Origin of the sequence: Arthrobacter sp. FB24 (assembly GCF_000196235.1) — a bacterium.
Lineage (GTDB): Bacteria > Actinomycetota > Actinomycetes > Actinomycetales > Micrococcaceae > Arthrobacter.
In genome coordinates this window covers 2355551-2367934 of record NC_008541.1, presented here as the reverse complement: position 1 = coordinate 2367934, position 12384 = coordinate 2355551, and the positions used below count along the sequence as shown (strand labels likewise).

Here is a 12384-nt window from a genome sequence, read left to right as displayed (position 1 = left end):
GCCATTATGTGTGTCCCCGCTCCGGCCTGTTCGTACCACCTGCCGTCAGCACAGAGAGGGGCCCGGTTTTCGTGCCACATTTGGAAGAGCAAGAACTGTCATGGACCAGTTTGGACCAGCGAGCCGTTGACACGGTCCGCATTCTGGCCGCGGACGCGGTCGAAAAGGTAGGCAACGGCCACCCGGGCACCGCGATGAGCCTCGCCCCGGCCGCCTACCTTCTCTTCCAGAAGCTGATGCGCCACGACCCGAAGAACCCGGACTGGATCGGCCGCGACCGGTTCATCCTCTCCCCGGGCCACACCTCCCTCACGCTGTACATCCAGCTGTTCCTCTCCGGCTACGGGCTGGAACTGAAGGACCTGAAGGCGCTGCGGACCTGGGGCTCGCTGACACCGGGACACCCGGAGTACAAGCACACCGCCGGTGTGGAAATCACCACCGGCCCGCTGGGCCAGGGCCTGGCGTCCTCGGTCGGTTTCGCATACTCCCAGCGCCGCCAACGCGGCCTGTTCGACGCCGATGCTCCCGCCGGCACGTCGCCGTTCGACCACACCATCTGGGTCATTGCCTCCGACGGCGACCTCCAGGAAGGCGTGACCTCCGAGGCTTCCTCGCTGGCCGGCCACCAGGAACTCGGCAACCTCGTCGTTGTGTACGACGAGAACCACATCTCCATTGAGGACGACACCGACGTCGCTTTCACCGAGGACGTCCTCAAGCGCTACGAAGCCTACGGCTGGCACGTCCAGCGCGTGGACTGGACGAAAACCGGCGAATACAAGGAAGACGTGCAGGAACTGTACGCCGCCCTCCTCGCCGCGAAGGCGGAGACCTCCAAGCCCTCCATCGTCTCGCTGCGCACCATCATTGGCTACCCGGCGCCGAAGAAGCAGAACACCGGCAAGATCCACGGCTCCGCCCTGGGTGCCGAAGAAGTCGCCGCGCTGAAGAGCGTCCTGGGCTTTGACCCCGCGAAGACCTTCGAAGTTGACGAAGAGGTGCTGGCCCATGCCCGCGCCGTCGTGGACCGCGGTGCAGCCGCCCGCAGCGAATGGCAGGACTCCTTCGAAGCGTGGCAGGCATCCAACCCTGACGCCGCCGCGCTGCTGGAACGCGTCGAGGCACGCAAACTCCCGGTGGAGCTCGACTCGGCCCTGCCGGTGTTCGAAGCAGGCAAGGACGTCTCCACCCGCGCCGCATCCGGCAAGGTCCTGAACGCGATCGGCCCGGTCATGCCGGAACTGTGGGGCGGCTCGGCCGACCTCGCCGAATCCAACAACACCACCATCGAAGGTTCGCCTTCGTTCATCCCGGCGTCCCGGTCCACCGAGGCATGGAAGGGCAACCCGTACGGCCGGGTGCTGCACTTTGGCATCCGTGAGCACGCCGCCGCCTCGATCGTGAACGGGATCGCCCTGCACGGCAAGACCCGCGCGTTCTCCGGCACCTTCCTGATCTTCTCGGACTACCAGCGCCCGGCCATCCGCCTCGGTGCACTGATGGGCGTCCCGTCCCTGTATGTCTGGACGCATGACTCCATCGGCCTCGGCGAAGACGGCCCCACCCACCAGCCGGTGGAGCAGCTGGCCTCCCTGCGCGCCATTCCGGGCCTGGACGTTGTCCGCCCCGGTGACGCGAACGAGGTTTCCGCTGCCTGGAAGGCCATGCTCGAAAACCACGAGAACCCGGCCGGCATCGTCCTGACCCGCCAGAACATTCCCACCTACGCCCGTGGCGAAGGCGACGCCGAGGGTGACACCTTCGGTGCAGTCTCCGGCGTGGCGAAGGGCGGCTACGTCCTGGCCGAAGCTTCCAAGGACGGCAAGACCGCCGATGCCCAGGTCATCCTGATCGGCACCGGCTCCGAGGTCCAGCTTGCCGTGAACGCCCGCGAAGCCCTCCAGGCCGAAGGCATCCCCACCCGTGTGGTGTCGATGCCGTGTGTGGAGTGGTTCAACAAGCAGGACGCCGCCTACCGCGACGCCGTCCTGCCCCCGGCCGTGAAGGCACGTGTGTCCGTCGAAGCCGGCCTGGCCCTGGGCTGGAAGGAATTCGTCGGCGACGCCGGCCGTTCCATCAGCCTGGAGCACTTCGGCGCCTCCGCCGACTACAAGCGCCTCTTCCAGGAATTCGGCATCACGGCAGAAGCAGTTGCCGCCGCGGCCAAGGAATCCCTCGCCGGCCTCTCCAACTGATTAACAACCACGGTTCCGGGGGACGTTGCGCCCCCGGAACCCCTGATTTCCAGGAGTTATGACATGACTACCCCCACCCAGCAGCTCTCGGACGCCGGCGTCTCGATCTGGCTCGACGACCTCTCCCGCGGCCGCCTGCAGACCGGCACCCTGCGCAAGCTCATCGAAGAGAAGAATGTCGTTGGTGTCACCACCAACCCGTCCATCTTCCACGCCGCCATCACCTCCGGCACGGACTATGACGCCACCATTGCTGAGCAGGCAGCAGCCGGCTCCACCGTCGAAGAGACCGTCTTCGAAATCACCACGACTGACGTCGCCGACGCCTGCGACCTGTTCGCCCCCGTCGCCGCCGCAACCAGGGGTGTTGACGGCCGCGTGTCCATCGAAGTGGATCCCCGCCTCGCCTGGGACACCGCGGGCACCATCGCCGAAGCCAAGCACCTGTACAAGAAGGTCAACAAGGACAACGTCCTGATCAAGATCCCGGCAACCCTCGAGGGCCTCGAAGCCATCACGGCCACCCTGGCCGAGGGCATCAGCGTCAATGTGACCCTGATCTTCTCGCTGGAACGCTACCGCGCCGTGATCAACGCCTTCCAGTCCGGCCTGGAACAGGCCAAGGGCAACGGCCACGACCTCTCCAAGATCCACTCTGTCGCCTCCTTCTTCGTCTCGCGCGTCGACGCCGAAATCGACAAGCGCCTCGACGCCATCGGCACCGACGAAGCCAAGGCACTCAAGGGCAAAGCCGGCCTGGCCAACGCCCGCCTGGCATACCAGGTGTACGAGGAGCTCTTCTCCACCGAACGCTGGGCACTGCTCGCCGAAGCCGGCGCCCTCCCGCAGCGCCCGCTGTGGGCCTCGACCGGCGTGAAGGACCCGTCCTACCCGGACACCCTCTACGTCACCGAACTCGTCGCACCCGGCGTGGTCAACACCATGCCGGAGAAGACCCTCGACGCCACGTTCGACCACGGTGTGGTCACGGGCGACACCGTCACCCGCGGTTACGACGACGCGAACGCGACGCTGAACGCCCTCGACGCGCTGGGGATTTCCTACAACGACGTCGTGGCACTGCTTGAGTCCGAGGGCCTGGATAAGTTCGTGGCCAGCTGGAAGGAACTGCTGGGTGACGTCGAAGGCGCCCTGGCCTCTGCACGGAAGGCTTCCTAACCCATCATGAGCACACTCAGCTACGACGCCACCGGCGCAGCCCGTGAGGCACTTGAGCAGCACCTCCCCGCGCTGCTGGAAGACCGCATCGCCACCAGGATTTTCGCGAAGGACCACACCTTGTGGGGTCCGGACGCCGAACAGGAATCCGCTGTCCGGCTGGGCTGGGTCGAGGCGGCCACCGTCTCGCAGCCTCTGGTCAGTGACATCCTGGAACTCCGCGACGCACTGAAGGCCGAGGGTGTCACGCGCATTGTCCTCTGCGGCATGGGCGGATCCTCGCTGGCGCCTGAAGTCATTGCGGGCACCGCTGGCGTCGAGCTGACTGTGCTTGACAGCACCGACCCCGAACAGGTCAGTGCTGCCCTTGTGGACCGCCTTGCCGAAACTGCCATTGTCGTTTCGTCCAAGTCCGGCTCCACCGTCGAAACGGATTCCCAGCGGAGGATCTTCGAGCAGGCCTTCACCGATGCCGGCGTTGACGCGAAGAGCCGCATCGTCATCGTCACTGACCCGGGTTCGCCGCTGGACAAGGCATCACGTGAGGCCGGCTACCGCGCCGTCTTCAACGCCGACCCCAACGTCGGCGGACGCTTCTCGGCACTGACCGCTTTCGGACTGGTCCCCTGCGGGCTGGCCGGCGTGGACATCCAGGCGTTCCTGGACGAGGCCGAAGAAGCAGCCGAGATCCTCAACGAGGACGCCCCCGAAAACATCGGCCTCGCCCTGGGGACCGCGCTGGGCGGCACCAACCCGCTGCGCAACAAGATCGTCATCGCGGAAGACGGGTCCGGCATTGTCGGTTTCGCCGACTGGGCCGAACAGCTCATCGCCGAATCCACCGGCAAGCTCGGCACCGGAGTCCTGCCGGTCGTCGCCGGTCCGTCAGCTCCGGAGGTCACCTCCGGCGCTGCCGACATCCTGGTGGTGCGTCTGGTTGCTGCCGACGCCGACGACGTCCAGCTCGGTGATAACGAGGTTGCCATCGCCGGGGGCCTGGCAACGCAGATGATGGTGTGGGAATTCGCGACGGCCGTTGCGGGGCGCCTGCTGGGCATCAACCCGTTTGACCAGCCCGACGTCGAAGCCGCCAAGGTGGCCGCACGCGGCCTGCTGGACGCGCAGCCGGAACCGACTCCCGCCAACTTCGTTGACGGCGCCATTGAGGTCCGCGGCGGCGACTGGCTGGGAGATGCCTCGACGGCGTCTGCCGCAGTGTCCGCGTTGCTCGCCCAGCTCGCCGACGACAGCTACCTCAGCGTCCAGGCCTACTTCGACCGGCTGGCATATGCTCCGTTTGAAGGTGTCCGCGACCAGCTCGCAGCAGTCAGCGGACGTCCTGTGACGTTCGGCTGGGGCCCGCGGTTCCTGCACTCCACTGGCCAGTTCCACAAGGGCGGACCCGCCATCGGCGTGTTCCTGCAGGTCACTGCCGAGTCCGCAACGGATCTGTCTATCCCGGAGCGGCCGTTCACGTTCGGTGAGCTGATCTCGGCGCAGGCCGCCGGTGACGCCCAGGTTCTCAGCGACCACGGACGTCCGGTCCTCCGCCTGCACCTCACTGACCGCGCCTCAGGCGTCAAGCAGCTGCAGGATATCGTTTCAGAGCTTGCCGGCCAGGCAGCATCCCACACTGAAAGCTAAGGCACCGAACCAACCATGCCAGAAACTGAAAACGGCAGCAGGAAGTCAGCCGGGCGGGGCCGCAACCCGTTGCGGGATCCCCGGGACCGCCGGCTAAACCGCATCGCCGGCCCCTCCTCGCTGGTCCTCTTTGGAGTGACCGGCGACCTTGCCCGCAAGAAGCTCATGCCTGCCGTCTACGACCTGGCCAACCGGGGCCTGCTGCCGCCGAGCTTTGCCCTGGTGGGCTTCGCCCGGCGGCAGTGGGAAAACGAGGATTTCGCCGCCGAGGTCAAGGAGTCCGTCAAGGCCTACGCCCGGACCCCGTTTGACGAGGCAGTGTGGAATCAGCTGTCCGAGGGCATCCGTTTTGTCCAGGGAGAGTTCGACGACGACGACGCCTTTGAGCGGCTCGGTGACACGATCGATGAACTGGACGAGCAGCGGGGTACGCGCGGGAACCACGCGTTTTACCTGTCGATTCCGCCGAAGGCGTTTGAACAGGTCTGCCGCCAGCTGTCGAAGCACGGCCTGGCCCAGGCTGAGGGTGACAAGTGGCGCCGTGTGGTCATCGAGAAGCCGTTCGGGCACGACCTCGAGTCCGCCCGGCAGCTTAATGACATCGTGGAGTCGGTGTTCCCGCCGGATGCTGTGTTCCGGATCGACCACTACCTGGGCAAGGAAACGGTCCAGAACATCCTGGCGCTGCGTTTCGCGAACCAGTTGTTCGAACCGCTCTGGAACGCGAACTATGTCGACCACGTCCAGATCACCATGGCCGAGGACATCGGGACCGGCGGCCGGGCAGGCTACTACGACGGCGTGGGCGCGGCCCGCGACGTCATCCAGAATCACCTGCTGCAGCTCCTGGCGCTGACGGCCATGGAGGAACCCATTTCCTTCAACGCCGATGACCTCCGTGCCGAAAAGGAAAAGGTTCTGGCTGCGGTAAAGCTCCCGGACGATCTCTCCACCCATTCAGCGCGCGGTCAGTTCGCCGGCGGCTGGCAGGGCGGCGAGCAGGTTCTTGGGTACCTGGAGGAGGAAGGCATCCCTGCCGACTCCACCACGGAAACCTACGCCGCCATCCGGGTGGATATCCACACCCGGCGCTGGTCCGGTGTGCCGTTCTACCTGCGTGCCGGCAAGCGGCTGGGACGCCGCGTGACGGAAATCGCAGTTGTCTTCAAGCGCGCCCCCAACCTGTTGTTCCGCGATCACGGCGAGGACGACTTCGGCCAGAACGCCGTGGTGATCCGCGTGCAGCCTGACGAGGGCGCCACGATCCGCTTCGGTTCGAAGGTTCCGGGGACGCAGATGGAAGTCCGCGACGTCACGATGGACTTCGGCTACGGGCACTCGTTCACCGAGTCCAGCCCCGAAGCCTATGAGCGGCTCATCCTGGACGTCCTGCTGGGCGAACCGCCGCTGTTCCCGCGGCACCAGGAGGTGGAACTGTCCTGGAAGATCCTGGATCCCTTTGAAGAGTACTGGGCAAGTTTGGGCGAACAACCTGAGCCCTACGCCCCCGGAAGCTGGGGCCCCGCCTCGGCGGACGAGCTGCTTGCCCGCGATGGACGAACCTGGAGAAGGCCATGATCGTAGATCTTCCCGACACAACAACCTCGAAGGTCTCCAAGAAGATTATGTCCCTGCGCGAGCAGGGCGGCGTGATCGCCCTCGGACGGGTGCTCACCCTCGTGGTGGTCACCAAGTCCGGGCTGGAAGAAGAGGCCATTGAAGCGGCCAACGAAGCCAGCCGGGAACACCCCTGCCGGATCATCGTCCTCGCCGATGCCGGTGCCCAGGCCCCCACGCGGCTGGACGCCCAGATCCGCGTGGGCGGCGACGCCGGCGCGTCCGAAGTGATCGTACTCCGCGGCTACGGTGAGCTCGCCGAGGAAAGCGAGTCGCTCGTTGCCGCCCTCCTGCTCCCCGACGCTCCGATTGTGGCCTGGTGGCCGCACGGTGCGCCCAAGAGCGCCTGTGAGACCTCCATCGGACGCATAGCGCACCGCCGCATCACCGACTCCGCCAACGAGGAGGACCCGCAGAAGGCACTGGACAACATCCGGAATACGTACAAGGCCGGCGACACCGACCTCGCCTGGACCCGCCTCACCAACTGGCGGATCCAGCTGGCCGCTGTCCTGGACCAGGTCGACTCGTCGCCTGTCACGGCCGTCGCCGTGGAAGGCGCCTCGGACTCCCCCAGCACCCTCCTTCTTGCAGCGTGGCTGACACTGGCCCTCGATGCCCCGGTGACCATCGTGGCAGATCCCGCCGGGACCGGCATCCGGCGCGTCCGGCTGAGCCGCGCCAGCGGCGACGTCCAGCTGTTCCGTCCGGGACTGTCCGTGGCTGAACTGACGCAGCCGGGCCAGCCCGCCCAGCGCATCTCGCTGCCGCGCCGCAGCCTCAGGGACTGCCTCGCCGAAGAACTGCGGCGGCTGGATCCCGACGAAGTCTTCGGCGAAGTGATTACTATTGGACTGCCCCGTACAAATCTAAGGAGTGTCCGTCCCAGTGAGCGCTGATCCCAGAGTAAGCATCCACCCTGACTCATCAGTATTGATGGCTGCCATTGCAGCGCGGCTCATCACCAAACTCGTGGATGTTCAGGACAAACACGGTGAGGCAACGGTGGTGCTCACGGGCGGGACTGTGGGCATCGGAACCCTCAGGGCGGTTGCTGACTCGGCCGCGGCTCCGGCAGTGAACTGGTCCAAGGTCAACTTCTGGTGGGGCGACGAACGCTTTGTCGCCAGCTCAGACAGCGACCGCAACACCCTCCAGGCGCATGAAGCGCTGCTGTCGCACATCCCCGTGGACCCGGAACGGGTGCATGAACCCGGCTCCACGGACCACTTCGACAGTCCGGAGGACGCTGCCGCTGACTATGCACGCCGTCTGGCCGAAGCAGCTGCAGCCGAGCATGCCGCGGACATGTCCGATGACCGTCCCGAGAACCCGGGGACGCTTCCCCGGTTCGACGTGGTCCTCCTTGGCGTGGGCCCGGATGCCCACGTGGCCTCACTCTTCCCCGAACAGGCAGGCATCCGGGAAAAAGAGCTCACGGTTGTGGGCGTCCGGAATTCGCCGAAACCGCCGCCCGAACGGATTTCGCTGACTTTGCCGGCGATCAACACGGCAAGTGAGGTCTGGATGGTCGTTGCGGGCGAGGACAAGGCAGGTGCCGTGGGCCTTGCCCTGGCAGGTGCAAACCCCGTGCAGGTCCCCGCGGCGGGACCTACGGGCCGCTCACGGACGCTCTGGCTGATCGATGAGAACGCCGCGTCAAGGGTTCCCGAGCAACTAGTCCGTAAAGGTCCCGCGGGCTCGTAGCCGTTCCAGCGCTCCGGCCAGTACGTCTTCGGCGTCCTGGCTGGAGCGTCGCTCTTTCACGTACTCAAGGTGGCTTTTGTAGCCCTCGTCGGCATGATGCGGCAGCTCGACGCGGGACTCGTCCCGTGAGGCAGTCCCTCCGCAGCGGCGGCAGTCCCAGACCACGGGGATCTGGTCCTCGGGTAGCTTAATGAAAACAGGCCGCGTCTCGTGTCCTTTGGCGCACCAATAGGAAACACGAATACGCGGCAAGCGTTCACCGACAACGTCGTTAGGCTGAATTTTCGGGGCTGACCCTTCGGCCACCCCCACACGGGTTCCCCGGAACCCTGAAGCAGCATGCACCATCGGGAACTCCTGGCTACTCGACTGACCGGTTGTTGGAAGCCAACAGCCACAGTTTAGTGCGGAGTTCCCGACGACGGCAGGGCCGTTAGTACCGGGCGTGTAAATTCCGGGGAAAATCCCGTCCCGGCACGTTTCGGCCGGACTGCTAGGAGTCGCCGCCCCCGGAGAAGCGCATCAGCAGGCCGAGTGCGATGATGACGACTCCCCAGGTGACGCCCAGGATGACCGTGAACCTGTTGAGGTTGCGCTCCGCCACACCGGACGAGCTGAGGCCCGAGCTCATGCCTCCGCCGAACATGTCCGACAGACCGCCGCCCCGTCCCTTGTGGAGCAGGATGAGCAGCGTCAGCAGGAGGCTGGTGATGCCCAGGAGAATCTGCAGAATGACATGAAGAACGTCCACGACGGCCTTTCAGAAGTTGATGATTGCGGAGGTCAAGGCTGTGTCCGGACTAATCCGTCAGCAGGTGACTCTCGAACCTGACAATATTAGCAAACTCGGCGGGATCGAGGCTGGCGCCGCCCACCAACACGCCGTCGACGTCGCGTTCGTTCAGGATGGCGGCCGCATTGTTGGCCTTGACCGAACCGCCGTAAAGCAGACGGACCTTGGCGGCAACCTCGTCGCCGAACAGGGTGGTGAGCTCGGCGCGGATGGCGGCGCACATCTCCTGTGCATCCTCCGGACCTGCTACTTCACCGGTGCCGATGGCCCAGACGGGCTCGTACGCGACCACAAGTTCGGCTGCTTCGTCGGCGCTGAGGCCTTCGACGTCGGCACGGAGCTGGCCAAGGGTGTGCTGGACGTGCGTGCCGGCCTGCCGGATCTCGAGGCCTTCACCGACGCAGAGCACCGTGGTGATTCCGTGGCGGTAGGCGGCCTTCACTTTGGCGTTGAGGACCTCGTCGGTCTCGTTGTGGATGGTGCGCCGTTCGCTGTGGCCGACCAGGACGTACTTGCAGCCCAGCTTGTTCAGGAACTGGCCGGAGATGTCACCCGTGTAGGCACCGGAATCGAACTGCGAAAGGTCCTGGCCGCCGTAAACGATTTCCAGTTCGTCGCCCTGGACGAGGGTCTGGACGCCGCGAAGGTCGGTGAAAGGCGGGAAGACAGCTACCTCGGCCCGGCTGTAATCATGCTTGGCGTCGGACAGGGTCCAGGCCAGTTTCTGCAGCAGCGTGATGCCCTGGACGTGGTCCATGTTCATCTTCCAGTTGCCGGCAATGAGGGGCGTGCGGTCGAACTTGCCATTCGTTGACGTAGTCACGTGTTCTCCAAAAGTGCTTGTGATGTGAACAGCCGGCAGGGCCCCGACTTTTCAGTGCGGTGCCCTGCCGGCTGGAGGATCTAGCGGTCCAGGACGCTAAGGCCCGGCAGTTCCTTGCCTTCGAGGTATTCCAGGCTGGCGCCGCCACCCGTGGAGATGTGGCCGAACTGGTCGTCGGCGAAGCCCAGGGTGCGGACAGCAGCTGCGGAGTCACCGCCGCCGACCACGGTGAAGGCATCCGCTTCAGTGAGGGCCAGCGCAATGGCACGGGTGCCGCCGGCAAAGGCGTCGAATTCGAAGACGCCCATGGGGCCGTTCCAGAACACTGTCTTGGCGCCCTTGATCCGGTTGGCGAATTCCGCCGCCGATTCGGGTCCGATGTCCAGGCCGATGCCCTGCGCGCCGAAGCTGCTGCCTTCGATGGCGTCGGCCCTGACCGTCTCGTGGTCAGCGTCAGCGGCAAACTTGGCAGCCACCACAACGTCCGTGGGCACGACGAACTCGGTGCCTGCGTCCGCCGCGCGCTTCAGGTAGTCCTGGACCACCGGGATCTGGTCTTCTTCGAGCAGGCTGCCGGCGACCTTGTGGCCGTCAGCTGCCAGGAACGTGAACAGCATGCCGCCGCCCACCAGGATGGTGTCGGCTTTGCCTATCAGGTTATCGATGACCGCGAGCTTGTCCGAGACCTTGGAGCCGCCGAGCACCACCACGTAGGGCCGCTGGGTCTCAGTTGTGAGCTTGCGGAGCACCTCCACTTCGGTGTGCACAAGGTCGCCCTGGTACGACGGGAGCCGGGTGGCGACGTCGTACACGCTTGCGTGCTTGCGGTGGACGGCGCCAAAGGCGTCATCCACGAACGCGCCGTTCTCCCCCGTCAGCGACACCAGTTCGTCCGCGAAGGCGCCGCGCTCGGCGTCGTCCTTGCTGGTCTCACGGGCATCGAAACGGACGTTTTCAAGGACCAGGACTTCGCCGTCCTGCAAGGCAGCGGCATGCTCCTTTGCCGAGGCACCGACGGTGTCTCCGGCCAGGGTGACCTGGAAGGGAGCCAGCTCGGCCAGCCTCGTGGCGGCAGGCTTGAGGGAGTATTTTTCCTCCGGGGCGCCCTTGGGGCGTCCGAGGTGGGCTGTGACCAGCACGCGGGCACCGGCGTCCGTGAGCTTCGTCAGTACTGGCAAGGACGCTTTGATGCGGCCGTCGTCAGTCACTTCAGAGCCGTCGAGCGGCACATTCAGGTCACTTCTGACCAGAATGTACCGCCCGCGGACACCATCAGCGATCAGTTCGTTGAGGGTGTGGAATGTCATGTGTCTAACCCTAGCCCAGCTTGGATGCGACGAGCTCCGTGAGGTCGACCAGGCGGTTCGAGTAGCCCCATTCGTTGTCATACCAGGAAACAACCTTGACCTGGTTGCCGATGACCTTCGTCAGGCCGGAGTCGAAAATCGACGACGCCGGGTCGCCCACGATGTCCGATGAGACGATCGGCTCATCCGTGTAGGTCAGGAAGCCCTGGAGCGACTCGGACTCGGATGCCTTCTTCAGGGCTGCGTTGACTTCCTCAACGGTGGTCTCACGGGAAACGGTGACCGTGAGGTCGGTGGCGGAGCCGGTGGGGACGGGGACGCGGATGGCGTAGCCGTCCAGCTTGCCCTTGAGTTCCGGAAGCACCAGGCCGATTGCCTTGGCCGCACCGGTGGAGGTGGGGACCATGTTGATGGCGGCGGCGCGGGCACGGCGGAGGTCGTTGTGCGGACCGTCCTGCAGGTTCTGGTCGGCCGTGTACGCGTGGACCGTCGTCATGAGGCCGCGTTCGATGCCGAACTCGTCGTTGATGACCTTGGCCAGCGGGCCGAGGCAATTGGTAGTGCAGGATGCGTTGGAGATGATGTGGTGCTTGGCGTTGTCGTAAAGCTCGTGGTTGACGCCCATCACGATGGTGATGTCCTCGTCCGAAGCCGGGGCGGAGATCAGGACCTTCTTGGCGCCGGCGTCGAGGTGCTTCTTGGCGGCAGCGGCCTTGGTGAAGAAGCCGGTGGACTCGATGACGATGTCAACGCCCAGCTCTCCCCAGGGGAGGTTCGCGGGGTCGCGCTCGGCGAGAACCTTAACGACGTTGCCGTTGACGACGATGTTGCCGTCCTTGACCTCGATGGTCTCCTTGAGGCGGCCGCCTACGGAGTCGTACTTGAAGAGGTGGGCCAGCGCTTCGGGGCTGGTGAGGTCGTTGACTGCAACGATCTCGAGGTCAGCGCCCTGTGCCAGTGCAGCACGGAAGTAATTGCGGCCAATGCGGCCAAAGCCGTTGATACCAATACGGGTCGTCACTTTTTCAGTCTCCTTGGTGCTTGTTGAAGCACAACTAGTTAAGCGGGCGTTCAAGCCAACTAACAGATCCCGCACGCCATTGGGCAGAGATGATT

At 65.1% G+C, this 12384-nt stretch carries 11 protein-coding genes; 6 read left to right on the top strand and 5 right to left on the bottom strand.

Features of this window, described 5'->3' with window-relative positions:
* The first annotated feature begins 80 nt into the window (after positions 1–80).
* The 6 genes from tkt to pgl all read left to right on the top strand — a co-directional run bounded on the left by tkt (position 81) and on the right by pgl (position 8345).
* Positions 81–2198, top strand: coding sequence for a transketolase (gene tkt / locus ARTH_RS10600; protein ID WP_043429756.1), 2118 nt, complete (start codon positions 81–83; stop codon positions 2196–2198).
* Between the two features lie 63 nt (positions 2199–2261).
* Entirely contained in the window at positions 2262–3377 is a 1116-nt protein-coding gene (tal, locus tag ARTH_RS10595) for a transaldolase (RefSeq protein WP_011691942.1), read from the top strand.
* A 6-nt stretch (positions 3378–3383) separates the two neighbouring features.
* Positions 3384–5021, top strand: a complete 1638-nt coding sequence (locus ARTH_RS10590) for a glucose-6-phosphate isomerase (protein ID WP_011691941.1) — start codon at positions 3384–3386, stop codon at positions 5019–5021.
* Positions 5022–5036: 15 nt separating this feature from the next.
* A complete protein-coding gene (gene zwf / locus ARTH_RS10585) occupies positions 5037–6599 on the top strand; it encodes a glucose-6-phosphate dehydrogenase (RefSeq protein WP_011691940.1) in 1563 nt (520 codons plus the stop codon).
* The gene (locus ARTH_RS10580; protein WP_011691939.1) at positions 6596–7537 is read left to right on the top strand and encodes a glucose-6-phosphate dehydrogenase assembly protein OpcA; all 942 of its coding nucleotides are present in this window, start codon (positions 6596–6598) and stop codon (positions 7535–7537) included. The genes zwf and ARTH_RS10580 overlap by 4 nt, the downstream gene beginning before the upstream one ends.
* The gene (gene pgl, locus ARTH_RS10575; RefSeq protein WP_011691938.1) at positions 7527–8345 is read left to right on the top strand and encodes a 6-phosphogluconolactonase; all 819 of its coding nucleotides are present in this window, start codon (positions 7527–7529) and stop codon (positions 8343–8345) included. Before ARTH_RS10580 ends, pgl begins: the two co-directional genes overlap by 11 nt.
* On the opposite strand, the gene ARTH_RS10570 is transcribed toward pgl, so the two are convergent.
* From ARTH_RS10570 to gap, 5 genes are all read right to left on the bottom strand, one after another.
* A complete protein-coding gene (locus ARTH_RS10570) occupies positions 8316–8693 on the bottom strand; it encodes an RNA polymerase-binding protein RbpA (protein WP_011691937.1) in 378 nt (125 codons plus the stop codon). The two genes, pgl and ARTH_RS10570, sit on opposite strands and share 30 nt — an antisense overlap.
* Before the next feature lie 145 nt (positions 8694–8838).
* Positions 8839–9096, bottom strand: a complete 258-nt coding sequence (gene secG, locus ARTH_RS10565; protein ID WP_011691936.1) for a preprotein translocase subunit SecG — start codon at positions 9094–9096, stop codon at positions 8839–8841.
* 49 nt (positions 9097–9145) lie between these two features.
* Positions 9146–9961 carry a triose-phosphate isomerase gene (gene tpiA / locus ARTH_RS10560; RefSeq protein WP_011691935.1) on the bottom strand — a complete coding sequence of 272 codons (816 nt, stop codon included), beginning with the start codon at positions 9959–9961 and terminating at the stop codon, positions 9146–9148.
* Positions 9962–10041: 80 nt separating this feature from the next.
* Entirely contained in the window at positions 10042–11268 is a 1227-nt protein-coding gene (locus tag ARTH_RS10555; RefSeq protein ID WP_011691934.1) for a phosphoglycerate kinase, read from the bottom strand.
* Positions 11269–11278: 10 nt separating this feature from the next.
* Positions 11279–12289: a type I glyceraldehyde-3-phosphate dehydrogenase gene (gene gap, locus ARTH_RS10550; protein ID WP_011691933.1), complete on the bottom strand. Its 1011-nt coding sequence runs from the start codon at positions 12287–12289 to the stop codon at positions 11279–11281.
* Between the last annotated feature and the right edge of the window lie 95 nt (positions 12290–12384).

Excerpts from the sequence above, each read along its gene's own strand:
- tal (WP_011691942.1), top strand. The coding sequence starts at position 2,262 with ATGACTACCCCCACCCAGCAGCTCTCGGACGCCGGCGTCTCGATCTGG.
- ARTH_RS10570 (WP_011691937.1), bottom strand. The coding sequence starts at position 8,693 with ATGGTGCATGCTGCTTCAGGGTTCCGGGGAACCCGTGTGGGGGTGGCC.
- ARTH_RS10555 (WP_011691934.1), bottom strand. The coding sequence starts at position 11,268 with ATGACATTCCACACCCTCAACGAACTGATCGCTGATGGTGTCCGCGGG.
- ARTH_RS10580 (WP_011691939.1), top strand. The coding sequence starts at position 6,596 with ATGATCGTAGATCTTCCCGACACAACAACCTCGAAGGTCTCCAAGAAG.
- ARTH_RS10590 (WP_011691941.1), top strand. The coding sequence starts at position 3,384 with ATGAGCACACTCAGCTACGACGCCACCGGCGCAGCCCGTGAGGCACTT.
- zwf (WP_011691940.1), top strand. The coding sequence starts at position 5,037 with ATGCCAGAAACTGAAAACGGCAGCAGGAAGTCAGCCGGGCGGGGCCGC.